Source organism: Lysinibacillus sp. KCTC 33748 (assembly GCF_002237755.1).
Taxonomy (GTDB): domain Bacteria; phylum Bacillota; class Bacilli; order Bacillales_A; family Planococcaceae; genus Lysinibacillus.
On record NZ_MWSJ01000019.1, the window covers coordinates 1 to 17,047 of the forward strand.

Annotated in this window: 14 protein-coding genes; all 14 read left to right on the top strand. The window is 36.4% G+C overall.

Going from position 1 to position 17,047, the window contains the following annotated elements; genetic code table 11:
- The first annotated feature begins 610 nt into the window (after positions 1-610).
- The gene (locus B1B04_RS18610; protein ID WP_079562897.1) at positions 611-1,537 is read left to right on the top strand and encodes a serine/threonine protein kinase; all 927 of its coding nucleotides are present in this window, start codon (positions 611-613) and stop codon (positions 1,535-1,537) included.
- A gap of 537 nt (positions 1,538-2,074) precedes the next feature.
- Complete coding sequence (locus tag B1B04_RS18615) at positions 2,075-4,243, top strand: transcriptional regulator (RefSeq protein ID WP_079562898.1); 2,169 nt, start codon at positions 2,075-2,077, stop codon at positions 4,241-4,243.
- Between the two features lie 229 nt (positions 4,244-4,472).
- The gene (locus B1B04_RS18620) at positions 4,473-4,898 is read left to right on the top strand and encodes a membrane-associated protease 1 (RefSeq protein ID WP_079562899.1); all 426 of its coding nucleotides are present in this window, start codon (positions 4,473-4,475) and stop codon (positions 4,896-4,898) included.
- A gap of 92 nt (positions 4,899-4,990) precedes the next feature.
- A complete protein-coding gene (locus tag B1B04_RS18625; protein ID WP_079562900.1) occupies positions 4,991-5,425 on the top strand; it encodes a J domain-containing protein in 435 nt (144 codons plus the stop codon).
- A gap of 37 nt (positions 5,426-5,462) precedes the next feature.
- Positions 5,463-6,020 carry an FHA domain-containing protein gene (locus B1B04_RS18630; protein ID WP_079562901.1) on the top strand — a complete coding sequence of 186 codons (558 nt, stop codon included), beginning with the start codon at positions 5,463-5,465 and terminating at the stop codon, positions 6,018-6,020.
- Positions 6,021-6,060: 40 nt separating this feature from the next.
- Positions 6,061-6,588: an FHA domain-containing protein gene (locus tag B1B04_RS18635; protein WP_079562902.1), complete on the top strand. Its 528-nt coding sequence runs from the start codon at positions 6,061-6,063 to the stop codon at positions 6,586-6,588.
- A gap of 6 nt (positions 6,589-6,594) precedes the next feature.
- Positions 6,595-7,434 carry a PP2C family protein-serine/threonine phosphatase gene (locus B1B04_RS18640; protein WP_079562903.1) on the top strand — a complete coding sequence of 280 codons (840 nt, stop codon included), beginning with the start codon at positions 6,595-6,597 and terminating at the stop codon, positions 7,432-7,434.
- 49 nt (positions 7,435-7,483) lie between these two features.
- Complete coding sequence (locus B1B04_RS18645; protein WP_094075114.1) at positions 7,484-9,130, top strand: serine/threonine protein phosphatase; 1,647 nt, start codon at positions 7,484-7,486, stop codon at positions 9,128-9,130.
- Between the two features lies 1 nt (position 9,131).
- Complete coding sequence (locus tag B1B04_RS18650) at positions 9,132-10,409, top strand: normocyte-binding protein (protein WP_346426999.1); 1,278 nt, start codon at positions 9,132-9,134, stop codon at positions 10,407-10,409.
- Positions 10,400-11,095, top strand: coding sequence for an iron-dependent peroxidase (locus B1B04_RS18655; protein ID WP_079562904.1), 696 nt, complete (start codon positions 10,400-10,402; stop codon positions 11,093-11,095). The genes B1B04_RS18650 and B1B04_RS18655 overlap by 10 nt, the downstream gene beginning before the upstream one ends.
- A gap of 23 nt (positions 11,096-11,118) precedes the next feature.
- Positions 11,119-13,767, top strand: a complete 2,649-nt coding sequence (locus B1B04_RS18660; protein WP_079562905.1) for an acetate and sugar kinases/Hsc70/actin family protein — start codon at positions 11,119-11,121, stop codon at positions 13,765-13,767.
- Positions 13,768-13,801: 34 nt separating this feature from the next.
- Positions 13,802-14,575: a DNA and RNA helicase gene (locus tag B1B04_RS18665; protein WP_079562906.1), complete on the top strand. Its 774-nt coding sequence runs from the start codon at positions 13,802-13,804 to the stop codon at positions 14,573-14,575.
- A 292-nt stretch (positions 14,576-14,867) separates the two neighbouring features.
- Positions 14,868-15,509: a hypothetical protein gene (locus tag B1B04_RS18670; RefSeq protein WP_079562907.1), complete on the top strand. Its 642-nt coding sequence runs from the start codon at positions 14,868-14,870 to the stop codon at positions 15,507-15,509.
- Positions 15,509-17,047 carry a phage baseplate assembly protein V gene (locus tag B1B04_RS18675; protein WP_079562908.1) on the top strand — a complete coding sequence of 513 codons (1,539 nt, stop codon included), beginning with the start codon at positions 15,509-15,511 and terminating at the stop codon, positions 17,045-17,047. The genes B1B04_RS18670 and B1B04_RS18675 overlap by 1 nt, the downstream gene beginning before the upstream one ends.

A 17,047-nucleotide genomic window follows, 5' to 3' on the forward strand; every position in this document is an offset into this window, starting at 1 on the left:
GCTTCTGAATGGAAAAGGGTAATAAATAGGTAATAAATTAGGGCGTTTCCTGTTCAAAATTGAACAAGAAGCGCCCTATCTTTCTCTATAACGAAATTATTTATAAAAAACGCAAGTTTTTCAGTGCCCTCATAATATATCGGGCTCATGCCTCTTCATTTTGCCTTAAAAAGGATAGGACCACAAGAGTGCCACATAGAACCGTCAAAGTGCCGGATAGGATAATCGCCAAAGCGATGAATAGAACCATCAAAGTCCTGAGAAGAAACAAGCATATCGCCGACTTCAAATTTTGCCAAACCTCAGCATTTGATGTAGAACTACTTAAGAGAACTATTTATAATAAAGGTGTATATTGATATACTTACATTTTTTAGTTAAAATAATGGTCATAACCAAAAATTGCGGATGACATTTGTTAAAACTTATGCCATTTATCTTTTATTAGTAGAAGACTCCTATCTCTAAAGTGGTGAGATGTGCGGATGCGGTCCCCTATCAGTGGGTGTCCAAACACCCACTAAATGACAGGCGAAATCAACCACAAGTTATGGTGATGATGTAACAGAGTGTTCGGAGTTTATGTGTTGAAAGGGATGATTGATCGAAAATGCAAGCGACGACTCAAGTTGAATTGAGCTTACCGATAAACAGTGTTTTGAAAGATACATATAAAATTAAAGAAATACTTGCAACTAGTAAATTGTCTTTTGTTTATATCGTGGAGAATATCAATGAAGGAAATCAGCTAATTATTAAAGAGTTCTTTCCAAATGACATAGCTTTACGGGATTTAGATAATCAAACAGTCGTTAATCGTTTGCCTTCAACAAAGCAGAAATTCGAGGATTTAAAAGCTATTTTTCTAAATGAAGCATGTATTTTGCAGCAAATAAATCATCACAATATCGTCAAATACATAGATCATTTTGAGGGAAATGAATCGATTTATATCGTGATGGAGTATTATGAAGGAACTTTATTAGATCAATATTTAAAAGATTTTCCAATTGAAGATAGGGAGCATGTGTACACGAGTATATTCCTTCCTCTAATTGGTGCTTTAAGCTATTTACATAAAAAAGACATACTCCATCGTGATATTAAACCAAGTAATATAATAGTAGATTCTGAAGGTAATCCATATTTACTAGATTTTGGTTCGGCTATTTTTAATAAAACTGCCGAGAATCATCAAATATTCACTAGCCCAGGGTATTCTCCTTTAGAGCAATACTCGAATAAATCTGAGCAAGGTGTATATACAGATATTTATAGTTTAGCAGCAACATTTTATTATTCTTTAACAAATATTATCCCAATGGATAGCTCACAACGCATTATCGAGGACAAAATTGAGAATGTGAGAAAATATAATGAGAAAGTGAGTATTGTTTTATCTCGAACTATTATGTGGGGGCTGGCAGTGCAGGCAAAAAAACGATGCTCTTCACTTAAGTATTTAGAACTTGCTGTTATTATTGAAAATACTGCCAATAGGATAAAAAGCTATTTTAAACACGGTGGTTCGAAATAACTAGCTTATTCAGAATTGTGATTCTATATAACTATTTTTGATTTAAAATTCATATCTTTTCAACAGCTTATAGACTAGGAGTTTCTACTCAATAAGCTGTTTTTTTTAGTAAAAATAAAGAAAAAATACATTTATTCCTATAAAAAATATCATAAATTTTAACATGTTTATTTTTTACTAAATATACATTTATGGAAATTATTTAACATAATATCCTAATGTAAATATTGACAATAAAAATAAATGTTGTATAGTTACTTGTGATACATAATGTCATCAGTGAAGTGCGCATGTAAAAGAATTATCAGTAATTCTAGATATGAGTGCATGTTGTAAATAAATAATTACATACATACTCATATAGAAAAAAACTACTGATTTTTTTGTTCGAAATTACCATTTTATTACTTAATAGTATCATATTGGGTTATTTTGTGAATTACGATCATATTTTATTTGCTAATCACTAATTGACTATGCTTACTCGAAATCTGTTACAAAAAGGAGGGATGGCTGTATAATCATACGGCCGACTGAATGGAGATTATTAGTCAAACGAACAGAACCATGCTCTTTGAGGAAATTAATCCGGAAAAAATGGATTTAATTACGCTTGTTGGAGATGTAAAAGGAATTGACAGTCTTAGTGATGAAAAAATCAAAGAGATTAATGAAAATCTTCTTGTCAAAAGCTTCGACGAGTTTTTAGATAAGTTTTCTCCGACGGTTTACTCATTCTACAATGCTGCTAACCAAAAGGTTATGTATACATTAAAAAAACCTGAAGGAATTCAAGATGACTGTATTTCTGAAATAGCAATTGACCAAAATAATGATTTTTTAAAGATGTTATTTACCCTCATTGATACGAAAAGAAGTCAGGGCATTGCGAACGTTGACTTTAAGTTTGAAAATTTGCTCGATATGATCTCTCCTAAAAAGGTTATGGACGACATTCGACAAGTCCGAAAAGAAATCCATTACCTATATGGTGAATATGACAAATTAGATGAAGGCGATCCAAAAAAATTGGATACAGGGGACAAGCTAAACCTGATGTTTGAAGTGGCAAGTAGAAATTACAACAATGTCATGGCTATGCTTCCTTTAGCAATTGAAGATATTAAAACGAGACTATTGTTAGGTGCTAATCAGGATGAAGACGAGTCTGAAAAATTACAAATTGGGACACTTTCTATTGGCGACAGTGGTGAATTAAAAATCATTGAGGCACCACAAAATAATAGCTCGGAACTGATGGTTATTGAAGAAAATAGTAACTATGGTTTAAGCACAGTTTTTGAAGAGGACTATGAGGCGATTACAGAATCACCATCCTCTTATGTCAAAGATTTAGTCGTAAGAACGTTCTCTCCATTGCCAGCTGTGAGAGCTGAATTGGATGTAGAGACAGAGGTACAAAACTACAATACTTACTTAGAATTCTATAAGGATGCTAAGGATGAATTTGTAAAAACAGTGAAGCCATTAGTTGAAAAACTATTAGGCGTAAAAATGTACTTTGATCAGTATGCAACTAAAAACAAAGGTATGCAGCCCTCGTTACTTGTAACGAACACAAAGTTAGATATGCTCGTTAAAAGTAATAATCTACCACGATTACGCACGTATTTAAACACGGTTAACTCCAAAAATGACTTTACAGATACGGTATGGTATGGAATTGTCCCTGCACTAGAACTAGAAGCTTCCGGAAAAATGAAAGTAAGTAGAGCTAGATTTAAAGGGAACGATAAGGTTGCCAAGCAAGATGGCAATACAATGGAATCGTTATCCATCCTTCTTGATACTGTGAAAGATTATAAAATACAGATTTTCTTCAACTTCATGGCAGAAGAAGAAACGACATTCAATGGAATTGCTACTGCAGGTATTGATCGCTTGATCGATAAATGCTCAGTGCTTATTCGAAAAGATTATAGTGAGTTTGCTATACCATGTTTACCAAACTTCACTATTATTCCTAAAGATAAATCAGGTGTAATCATTGATACAAGAATGCAGACAACAGAAAATGGAGCTCGATTATCTAAAGAAAAAGAGGATATTTTAAAACTTTGGATAGAGGGCGTTTATGTTGGTGCTAGCTATGTAGCGGCAGGTATTGTCTCAGCTTATCAATGTCCGGAATATTTGAAAGACTCTTTCAAAAACGTTCAGAGAAATAATCCTGGTGTACGCTTCGATATTGAAGCTGGTGATAACTCACTAAGAGCCGTTACAACGATGGCAAAAGAAATCTCAGGATTTACTAATAATATTAAAGATGCCATTAACAGCAGAAGTTTTGGCTTTGTATTCTCATCAGAAAATGCACAGCTTCAAGATAAAGACATTAAACGAATTACAGTGTATAAAGCTAGAAGTTTAGCGATGGAGGAAGATGGATTCGATTCAATCTACAAAACTCAAGTGAGTACGTATATTGAGAGAATTTTACGATTCCAATCTGGTGACTTTAAACACGAAAATATCGTTCGATTCTTTAGTAATAATCCAAGTAGTCAAAAAAGTAAATGGATTAATGATAAAGGCTATGTAAACTCCATTATTCACGATGGAGATGACATCGGCTACATTATCGATGAAAAAACAAGCACTTGTCAGATTGACCTAGTGTTTAACGGTAATGTGAAGAATCTTGAAGTTATGATTACAAAGGCAAGTAGTGCTGTTAAGGCCTAACAAGTTTACACATACACTAAAAATTTTTTTAAGTCGTATGTTTAAGATTTTTTCATAAATCTTTTAACATAAATAGAATCCTCCATTAATTGTAAGGTGAAAACATTACATATTTCTCCATGCTTCATGTATTTGCATTAGGCATAGAGGAATGTATACAACAAGTTATACATTTTCACCCAAAACGATTTTTTGAGACGATTCAAACAAATTTCAGGAGGTAATGAGAATGGGTTTTGTATTAAAAGTAGAAGGATCAGAAGCAATTGAATTAGGGTTAGATAGCATTATGACTGTGGAGTATGAAACAGATACACCAAATGACTCTAACGCACGTTCTACAGATGTAGGAGCAACTTTAAAAGTAAAAGGTAAAATTCTTACTGCAACTGATGGTGATAATTCTGATGACACGATGAAATTAGGATTATGGTCATTAGTACCAGCTGAAAAAGCTGACTGTTACCGTAAAGTAACGTTAGAAGTTATTTCTGCTGATCAAGTAGTAAGAAAAATTCACTTCCCAAATGCTTTCGTTGTTGACTATTCAGAAAAGTATGGTGACACAGAAGGTATTGGTGAATTCTACTTATTCATTAAGCAAAAGAAAGACAAAACAGACTTGGCGAAAATCGAAGGCGGCTACGCTGTTTAAGATTGCTGCTTGATAGCTACTCCACATTATCTAAGGGACTTTCATAGTTCCTTAGATAATTTTGAATAATCCTAATATTGGGGATGAAAAATATGAAAACGCATTATGAAACTTTAGGTGTCAGTAGAGACGCCACGCAAGCACAAATAAAACTAGCTTACAGAAAACTATCAAAAAAACATCATCCAGACGTGAGCGGTGGAAATAAAGAATCAGAAAAGATTTTTTTAGAAGTGACAGAGGCATACAAAGTATTAAAGGATCCAGCTTCAAGAGAAGCATATGATGCTCGACTAGATGGAGCTAGTCAAAGTTGGGGCAGTGGACAGACATCTGAAAAACAGTCTTCACGCCCACAGTCTACTGAAAAAAAGCCAGATTTTAATATGAGCAATATTGAAAAGAACTTTGAGCATTTTTTTGGTTTTAATCCTAAAACAAAGGAAACGGGATCGACCCTTAATAAGAATGCAAAGAAGAATCCACTAGATACAACTGATTTATTTGAACGTTTTTTTAACAAGTAAACGAAGCCATAGCTAGTATGGAGGAGTGTGATACCCAATGGATGCATACACTGAAAATGCAAAGAAACAAATGGTTATAAAAATTATCGATATTATTATTGTCATAATCACCTTCTTTTTCATTCTATACGTATTTGTCATGAATCAGGATTTTATTTTAAAAACAATTATTGGACTAATGCTAGGCATACTAGCAATAATTTATGGCTCTATAAAGTATGAAGCTAGAGATGAAAATAACAATGTGACAAACAAGAAAATTCGAAAATTAGTTCTCCTCAATGATCGAGGAGCTGAAATAGATGAATGGGAAATCGGTGATTCAACGTCATTACTTATTGGGAAAAGTTCCGCTGACAATAAGGCAGATATCGATTTAAATGGTACTGAATATGAATCGCTTATCAACTATGAACATGCCGTATTAAATAATGTTTCAGGAGTATGGTACATAGAGGATATTGATTCGGTAAATGGTGTTGGTATAAAAAAAGCTCATAAGCGCGTTAAAAACAGAATAAAACACGAAAATCCTTACCCAATAGGTAATGGAGACACGATATACATAGCCAATACACGGATTTTAGTGAAATAGAGACAAGTAAATTCGTAAAAATAGACGGGGGATAGCGAAAATGAGTTTGATTAGATGCACAAATGGTCACATGTTTAGTTCCAGAAGACATAGAAATGTATGTCCGTATTGCAACGTAATGGTAGAACAGGAGCAAAGGCCAAGTAGCCAGCAAACAGCTGTAGCAGAGTTAGATGATAAAACAATGCCATACCTTGGAGAAATGGATGGAATTGATCCAGTAACAGGATGGCTTGTTTGTATTGAAGGACCTCAAATGGGTCGAGACTATCGAATTTTATCGGAAAAAAACTTTATTGGTAGAGCTGAGGATATGCACATTCGTATTGTTGGAGACAATTCGATTTCTCAACGTAACCATGCTGTGATTGTTTATGATCCTAAAAAAAGGAATTTCTATCTTCTTCCTGGAGATGCATCAGGCTTAGCTTATCTTAACAATGAAGCGGTTTATACGCCAACAGAGCTAGCAGCGTATGATGTAATTCAGTTAGGCGGAAGTATGTTTCTCTTTATTCCCTTATGTGGTGTTCATTTTGAATGGGAAAACAACAACAGTGAGGGATGATGACGGATGGATCAGAAACTACTGCCATACATAATTGCACTTATTTTTATCGTTGTACTCTTTGCATTATTAATTGTTAGAAACATGCTTGCGCAACAAAATGAAAAAACAAAAATAGCAATCGGAAATGGTCAAACGATTGGCAGACGTGATGAGCAGGATGATTATTTCTCTACAGCAGAAACGAAAGATGGAACAATTGCTGTACTAGCAGATGGCATCAGTGGTTTAGCAAACGGTAGGATGGCAAGTACGGTTGCTGTCAATACATTTATTGAAGAATTTAAAAAGCTTAGCGGTCTAAATGCCCTAGAAAAATTTTTTAAGGAGGCCGCTTTTGCAAGTAATCATATGATTGTCGAAAATTTAAATGGCTCGAACGGTGGTACTACATTAGTGGCAGCCGTTATTGATGATAACGGATTTCTTCATTGGGGAGCCGTTGGAGATAGTGTCATTACCATTTTCCGCAATGGAGAATTTAAGGCCATCAATCAAAAGCATATTTTTGAATCAGTGTTAACTGAGCGTTATATATCTGGTGAAATATCTCAGCTTGAGGTGCAGGAAAATCCTTTGAAAAAGAGACTTATCAATTATTTAGGGTATGAAGGCTTTAAAAATATGGATATCGGAAAAAGTCCGATTCAGCTAAATAGAGGGGATAAAGTATGTCTATTTAGTGATGGCGTCTATGATACTTTAACAGAGGTTGAAATGGAGAAAATTCTCTCTCAGCAAGCTACTCCCTATGATATTGCTCAAGACATGATAAAAGCCGTTGAACAAAAACGCTTAAAAAATCAAGATAATGCAACCATCGTTATTTTAGAAAAAACATGGTAATTATTTTACATGTGTCTTTAAATGAGTCAGTAAATGAGGAGGAGTAATCATGAGAAAGGAAAATAGCAACTTTAAAACAAGCTTTTTATCCGAAGCGGGCTCATTTTTGCAAAATAAAGATTACTTTGCCTATACAGAGCTGGACGATGTTGCCTGCTGGGTAGCTGTAAAAGGGTTAGATTCTGATCAGGAAATTAGTAGTGCAGAGCTTGCTGTAAAGGCAATTTTAGAAAAATTCATGGAAAAGCCATCCATGTCCAGACGGAAAATTAAACATTACTTAAAATATGCACAAGATATTCTTCAAGCTCAAAGCTTAAGGGTGAGATTGAAGGCTAGTATTGTCATTGTCGTCTCGGATTACTCAAAGATGATTGTTGCCGTTGCAGGAAATTCGAGATTATATCATTTCCGTAATGGGACTTTAACGTTTAAAAGCACGGATCAAAGCTTAGCACAAGAGCTAGTGAATGATAGGAACCGTTCGCTCGATATTAGCCAGCATGAGGAAAGAACCAATTTACTAAACTATTTGGGCAAACCAAAAGAGTTCCAGCCTTTTGTTTCAAAGAAAATGAAGTTAATGGATGACGATGTACTAGTGCTTTGTACAGCCGGCTTTTGGGAAGATGTCAATGAAATTGAAATGGCAGATGCGTTGGAAGATGCAAAAGAGCCTGAGAAATACATTGATGTATTAGAAGAGGTCCTGTTAAGCAGGCAAAAGAAAGTGGTCAATAATTACACAGTCGCCGCTATATTTGCTAACAAGGTTTACCAGGAAACAAATAAGAAAAAAATGAAATACATCAAAATGATTGTAGCTGCATTAATCCTAGCTTTGGTCGTAGGTGGAGGCACGATTTTTTATCAGGCAAAGCAAGCTAAAAAAATGGCTGAATTAACCGTTGAGATGAAAGATCATGAAAAGAGCGGAAACCAGTATTTTCAAGATGGAACTTATGATAAGGCACTGCTGGAATATAGTGAGGGCAGAAATGCTGCTAAAAAATTGAAAGATCCAATACATAGAAATGTACTAGCGAGAAAATTAAGAGTTACCGATCTGATTATCAGTGGAGATAAAGCAGCAGAAGAAGGTAAATTTAACGATGCCCTTGAGCAATATGAAAAGGCTAAAAAAGAAGGAAAGCTTATAAAAGACTTTGGGAAAGCAGTAGTTGAACAAAGAATCGCTAATATGGATACCATTGTACAAATTGCTGAAGCTGTGAAAGATGGAGATTTTCGATTTGAGGCAGAGGATTACAATGGGGCTCTTGAAACGTATCAAAAGGCAAGAAAAAAAGCGCTGACAATTGCCTTTACTGGCGAACCTGAAATAAAGACAAAAATAGAAGAAACAGAGGCTAAAATTGCTGAATTGAAAAAGGCCCAGAAGGAATTAAAGGCAGAAGGCTTAGAAAAAAGCGGAGATCAAAGCTATGCACGCCAAGAGTTTGGGAAAGCAATTGAATATTATACACTTGCACAGGAAATTTATCAGGAGACAGAGCTGCTGTCCAAGGTTTTAGGTCTTGAGCGAAAGGTTATGAACGCCAATGATAAATTAAATCCGCCTCCTCAAGCACCAGCCGCCGATACAGCGCCACCTGATCAGGCAGCACCGCCTACGAATGAAGGGACAGCTGCTAGTGAGCCATCTGATGCTGAAGTGATGAAAGAGGGAAAATAAATTGATAAAAGAGCTCATGATTGAACGATTACGCAAAATAGAGGATTTAGAGCAACGTCAACTGCTAAAGGATATTGTAAGTGGCGTTTTTGTAAATTTAATCGACTACCAGGATGAAATGAACAAAAGGCTCGAAGACCGCGTATTCAATGAAATAGATGATGCTGAGAATAGGTTTGATATTTATGTGACGTTAAGTTCTAGGGAGGATGTTGACCCTATTCATGAATGCTTATTCCCGATGCGACCAGCTGATTTAGAAAGTAAATCTATCAATAAAAAAAAACTGCTTGAATCATTTAAAAATAATGAACCTGCAGTGCTGTTCACCTTATTTTTAGCGTGTGATTCCATGCAAATTCAACAGTTAATTGCTGAGCAGCGACGCTTTAATGGAAGGCTAGTAACGACAGAAGGACAAGTAGAGATTAAAGTCAGCCTTACTCAAAATCTGGACTATTTGCAAGAGATAAACAAGCTATATCCGCTCTTCCAAATAAACGGCTTACCATGGAAAACTATTAATCATCCATTCGTCTATAAATTTTTTAATGTCAATTTAGTAGATTGCCCACCTTTAGATGAGAATGCTGAAATTACTGAAATAATCGTTGATTTAGAAGAGTATGAGGACAAAAAACGCCTAAATATCGTTCCGCTATGGAATATTGAACGCCATGAGGTCAAAAATGTCGGGTTTCCGGTCCCTGCTATCGATAAGGTGAATTTTGAACATGTACTTTCCGTACGTAAAATCGGAAACGAGCATGGCTATCTTGTTGAGGCCGAAGAGGATAATGTTCGTTACGTTAAACGCTCAGACAATGAATTAACCATTGTTTCACCCCAGGATAAGTCAGGGGTATGGCAGCTTATCAAAATTGCAAAGATGGAAGATGAGAAGATCGGGAAATTAAATTACGAGCTTGTATCAAATCGAAGAATCGAGCATTTTATACACAAATTCGCTAACAAATATACGGCTACTGTTAAAACGAAGGGTGAAATTACTCGTATGATTAACTCCTTTGAGGCAGCTAATCGATTTGAGCTTGTAGATGTCGAAATAGTGGAATCTTTCTCGGGAACAAGCTTTACGCACTCCGCGAACACGTTCTTAACGGAATTGATAGGAGAAAATAATCATAGAAAAACGATGCTATTAAAGTTTAAGGCGAAAGAGGAGAGAAACTTTATCGCAAACGATATTTTAAGCTTCCTCGTATCAGAAGTGCAACGACATTTCTTCGAATATGAATGTGTAGGTGTGTGGCTATGAACTATATTTGGGATTTGCTCATTAAAGCTGAGGATGAAGGACTTTCTAAAAAGGATATTTATTTTCACCTTGCTGAAGCCTATTCACCTTATATGGAACTAAGTCCACAACTATTAAATACACAGTATGTTGACCAGCACGTTGAAGTTAATCCGTATTATCGCTATTACGGAATTTTTAATGGTCTTTTCCATCCTGATAATAATTCAGATATAGAGTTTAGGGATTATCTTTTAGATACAGGATTGCACTTTTTAGCTGAAATTGATCGTATGCAGGGCATGAATAAGAGAGAGTTCTATATTCGCTTTATCTTTCGGGAAATCGAGGCCGATGTATTTGGTAAATTGGTGCGGGACAATATTCATGCCTTTACGAAAAAGGAGCAAGAAATAGTTGCACTCAATATGATAAGACTGTACAGGACTGGTGAAGAGATTTACTTATTAAAGGATACGCTGAAAAGGCTCTTTAAAAATTGCATGATTTATGTAAAATCGGAGGACCAGGATGAGCTGCTTTTATACATCCGTCAAAAGCAGACAGAACAGAATGAGCGAAAGGTACAGCTTGTACAAGAAATTTTTCTGCCAATAGGCTTTCATATGGAGGTTTATTGGCAATATCATTTTGGCATTATTGATGCTGAGGAAACGATGAAGCTAGATCGAATAGCTCTTTACTAAATAGGGGAAGAGGAGGGATTCCAATGACAACTAAATATTCATATAAACTGTATGCCAATAAGCGTAATACAGAAAAGAAATATATGACCTATACACGAGTAGAACTAATGGAAATGACAACCTTCCAGCTTAGAAATATTTGCTATAAGGAAAAGCTGGTGACTGGGCTTATTAATACACTGACAAGAGACGAGTTAATCGACAAAATTTTAAGATACCGTGGCTCTGAAGAAAACCCTCTTATTAGAGAAAAAAAGGATGGGGGCTTTGAACGAGTAGAAGCGGCTATGCAAGAGTATTTAAAAACACCGATGTCTGACAATGGTGACATTAAAATTCCTGCCAAAATGAGCTTATATAGCGGAATGAAGATTGATAAACCCGATCAGTATTTCTTGGAAACAGGCGGTTTTCTTGTTGAATCTAACGTACTGCTAGTCAATGAGCAGCTGGAACTTTGCGGCATTCTAAATATCCTTAAAGACGACGAAGTCCCAAATCAATACTATTTCGCTGCTGACCAAGCAATTGGAATTCGGAAGACAAACAATAAAAACTACAGCTTTATTTTTTTAAGAAAGCAAGATTCTGAGTATATCTATAAGACGTATTATCAGGAGACCCCACTTCCGCCAACAAATCTTCATTATTATAAAGTTCCAATACCAGATTTAGAGATGAAACAGCTGGAAACAACGAATGCCATTCTTGCGATTGACTTTGGTACAACAAATACAACGGCTGGTGTTTATTTAGAGAGTGATTATGTGTCCTCTCCTTGCAGTCATGATTTATTAAATGACAGAATTCAGCTAAATAGCATCAATTTTGTGCAATTTCCAGACCCACTTCATCAAAACGAATGGATCGAAGTAGTGCCGACGGTCATGACTGTCGCAGATTGCTCAAATGCAGACCAAGTAAACTATCACTACGGCTATGAAGCGTTAAAAATGATGAAAAAAAATAGCTATACATCATTGGCTACGAAATTCCAAGGTATTAAGCGATGGGTTAGTAACTATGCCAAGCTGGAAGAGGTGATGGATGCTAACGGGAATACTGCACTTGTTCCACGAAGCCAAATTTTAAGAGAGTTTATGCTTTATATTATTCGAATGGCGGAGCATCAATTTAAATGTCGCTTCAAGCATTTACATATTTCCAGTCCTGTTAAGCTGAAAACACAATTTTTAGATATGTTTCGTGCGATTTTACCCGAATACCAAATCGAAACTGAGCATGCTCTCGATGAAGGGATGTCGGTTCTTTATAATACAATCGCCAATCAAATAGAGAATGATAGTTTTCTCGATGGCAAGGAATATAAAGCGCTTGTGATCGATTGTGGAGGCGGAACAACAGACCTTTCTTCTTGTAAGTTTCGCATAGAGGACGGCCATATTTCTTACAAAATTGATATTCATACTACCTATGAAAATGGAGATACGAATTTTGGTGGCAACAATATTACGTATCGTATTTTCCAATTTATGAAAATCGTTTTTGCCAACTATTATAGTCGAGGAAAAAATGATTATGATATCGATGCATTAATCGATATTCCTGGTAAGGATATTTATCGATATGTAGACGATCATGGCGTAGAAGCGGTGTACGAGCAATTCGAAAAAGCCTTTGTAGATGCTGAAAATATTATCCCTACACGCTTTAAGGAATATGAAAATCGCACACGTGATGAGTACCTACGTGTTCGCAATAATTATTATTTCTTATGGGAAATGGCAGAAGAGATGAAGAAGGAATTTTTCCGCAAAACAGGTATATTAAGAAGTCGTTTCTATGCGGATAACGATATGCAGCACGATAGTGATTTAAATGTCACAGCAGTAGATCGCTGGTGCCTGTCGTTGGTAGAAAACAATCAATTTAAAGAAGTTTATGACTTCCCAAATGTCTTTTTCAACATTAAAGAAATCAATCATCTCATAAAGGCAGATATTTATGATATCGTGCGAGAGTTTTTAGAGGAGTTTTATGAGAGTGGCATACTGAGTGACTATTCCATCATTAAGTTGACGGGACAATCCTGTAAAATAGACGCATTTCGCGAGGCTTTAAAGGAATTTGTACCAGGACGCAGCATTGAGTTTAGACAAAAGGCTGAAAATATCGGTAAAGTTCCAGAGTTAAAGCTTGCTTGTTTAAGGGGAGCGCTTCGTTATTTAAATGCCAAGAAAATCGGCATGATTGAAACAGAAGTGACGAACCATGCACCAGTTGTCCCTTATGCTGTCAGTGCCTTTACACATAATCGTCAGGAAAAATTACTGATTAGTAGCTTAGAAAGATTGAATCAAATTCACGGTACGATTTCTCGTCCATGGGGAGTAAAAGAGGTGGAGTTCTTCCTCACAGGCAACGACGATCACTCATCGTTTAAATACACTTACTTAAATCGTCAGGAAGATTATGCACCTGTTCTTTATGAGAATATTGCAATGCACTATCAAGATAAAATTCCGCAAGACGAGACGGATTCCATCACGAATGGAGAAGTGAAGTTCTTTGTCTTTGCAGGCGAAGATAATTGGGGCTTCCATGTAGTTCCAGTAGCGAGAAAAGACGAACAACTGTTTATCGGAAGCAAGGAATTCTTTGCCTTTGAAACCGATTTGTCTGAGCTGGATTTCTTTGATGGATTAAAGTAAACAGTGAAAAACAAGAAAAGAGGTGGGTGACAGCTTGTTTGCTAATCAATTTCCACATTTTCAAAAGGGCCGCATTTTAAAGCGAGAAATGCTAGAAAATTTGCGAGATTTCCCAAGAGAATTTTTAGATTTATATTTCCAAGATTATTCTAATGGCATTATTGCTGGTGCCAATATTATCGTAGCAGATAAAAGCCTCATAATAGCGAAAGGCATTATCAAGCATAACGGAAAGCTCTATATGCTACATAGTAGCTACGGGCTTCCTTATGAGGCAACAGGAAGTGAAACAATTTTAAAAGTACGATTTGCTGAAGAAGTGAATGAATTAGATTTTAGAAACTTCATAACAGAAATAGTCCTAGATGATTCATTAGAACTTGCAAATAATGAGCTAGAGTTGGCGCGCTTTAAATTAAAATCGGGTGCAAAACTGCGCTCGGAGTATATTGATTTTTCCGATATTGCGACTGAATACAATACGGTTAATTATCTTCACAGTCAGTATGCAGGTTTTCATAAAAGCACTTATCATCCAATCATTTTGCACTATTTTGCACGAGAGCTGTTAAAAAATCGCCCAACGAATCCGTACGATATAGCTTTTGCTTTAGAGTGCATAAATCAGGAACGGGTTCAACGAGATGCAATCGACTTTTATATTTGCAATCGGCTAGAGCTAGACTACCAAACATTTTCTAATAGTCAAATTCATAAATACTTGAACCGTATTTTATTGGAATCAAAACGAGGTGGTCGTATGACAGGTCACAGTCAAGGGCGACCAAAGCGCATGATTGTTGACTAGCTGATAGTCTACTGATGAAGAAACGTTCAAGAATGGACAACGTGAAATAGCTCAAAAGGAAGCGGTTTTATAAGAAAGATAAACATCGTATGAGGAGCATTCCCTAGGACTTTGTAATATAGATGAGCAGGAAATACCGGTCATTGATTCAGCATGTCATGGAAGGAAAGATTTCGTTTCGTATGCCGAAGCTATTTTCAATCATGTCAGCTGAGTTAGCCTTAATAGGAAAGCAAAAAATGACAAGGCTATGAGATAGAGAAAAAAGAATCGAAACAAAGGAGCGAAAAAAATGAATTTCATGGATGAAGAAGTAATCGAGATGACGAAACATGCAAGGCAGAAGAAACGAATGGAGAACATCGAAAACCAATTATTAAATACTGATATTGTGAAAGCGATTAAAGATGGTCAGCTCATAATTGAAGATGAAACGATTGAGTTTAAAGAAATGAGTTTTTATGAGGATCAAATCCGGATGTGCATGCCTGCAACCTTTGATGTGATGGAGCCTGAATTAATGGATATTAAATATCCGTCCAGTCGTAGACCCGATTATATTTATACAAGCGAAAGTACGTCCATCAATGTCACGCTGAAAATCATGGAACAACAGATAAAAGCAGAGGAATTAGAAGACTTCACAGAGGCCATGAGGAACATCCTTCAAAAGACGCAGCCAACTGCAAAAATGTTGGATAACGGTATGAATGAAGTTAACGATGTACAAATTGGTTACTTTGATTTCATTACGCCAGCACTAGATAACAAGATTTATAATTTAATGTTTTTGTTTATAGTAGGCGAGAATGTGACGATGGGCTCGGTTAATTGTTTGAAAAAAGAGATGAATATTTGGAAACCCATTGCTTACGGCATGATGGAATCTATCTCGGTTGAAAACAAATTATTAGATGGAGAAGGTGTTGTTTGATGAAAAAGGAAACTGCCTTAACGTATAAAGATATCATCGTGATGCCCTATAATATTCGCGTCAATAAAATCGAAATTACGCAACAGATGAATGAGCATGCTACATTGCATTTAACGGGCGTGATTCCAGATGAATTCGAAGATTCCTATGTATATATGACGGATGCAGAAACGGCTATTGAAGTCGTGCAAATCGGCAGTGGTGGACAAACTATTCCGATCTTTAATGGGCTGGCATTAGATGTACAAGTAAAATCAGTTTTGGGCACCTATTATTTGGAGGTTAAAGCAGTTTCGCATACGTATTTGTTGGATGTGAAGAAGAAAAATCAAACTTATCAAAATGCGAGTATGCCCTATAGTGAATTAATTAATGCATGTATTGCTGATCAAAAAGGTGCAGATTTCATGGATTATGCCTCAAAGGGCTCTACTATTGGGTGCTTTACGATGCAATATATAGAGACGGATTGGGAGTTTCTTAAACGAATGGCATCGCGATTCCATACAGGCCTGGTGCCAGATACGGTTCATCCGGCCGCAAAGTTTTACTTCGGTGTACCGTTTCAAGCTGGAGGCACGAAAAAAATGGAGGCCATCAATTATCGAGTTAAAAAGGCGATTGGCAATTTCCTTGTGTCCAGTAAAAATCATCTCGACGGTATTACTGATAGTGACTACATGTACTATGAAGTAGAATCGTTCCAACCATTCAAAATAGGTAATGAAGTGACGTTCCAATCAAAGAAATTGTATGTCTATAAAATCTACTCAACTTTAAAAGATGGCTTGTTCAAGCATATCTACACGCTAACACCTCAGAACGGCTTCAGTGTTCATACTACTTATAATCAAGCTATTATTGGTGCCTCCATTCAAGGGAAAGTAATTGATGTTGCGGGAGACAAAATTCGTATTCATGTCGATTTCGATGAGGGTCAAGAAAAAGATACAGCTTATTGGTTTCCATATTCAACGATCTATGCATCAGAAGATAATACAGGATGGTACTTCATGCCGGAGCTATCTGATAACGTTAGAATCTATTTCCCGGGCAATCGTGAGGATGAAGGGATTGCGATTAGTTCCGTATCAAAAGCACCACCACAATCTGGTTCGATGCTAGCAGCGACGAATCCGCCTAGTCCAGGAGGCGGTGGAAGTACCAGTGCTAGTGGCGGTGGTGGAGGTGGCGGTGGGTCAAGACCTGCACCACCAGAGGATAACCGCCAAGACCCAGCGCGGATGGCTGATCCAGATGTCAAAACACTTAGAACGAAGCACGGTAAACAAATTCTACTTGCACCCGATCGTATTGTCATATCTGGTGGAGGATTAATGATTTCGCTTATGGATGATAATGGGATCTCCATCATAAGTGATAAAAATATTACCTTACAAGCAACAGATAAAGTCGCCATCAATGCGAAGCAAATTATGATTAATGCGACCGAGAAAATAGAGATGATTTGTAAAGACAGTTCAATCAAGATGGAAGACAAAATGGAGATTAAAGGAACAGAAGTACGAGCAAATTAG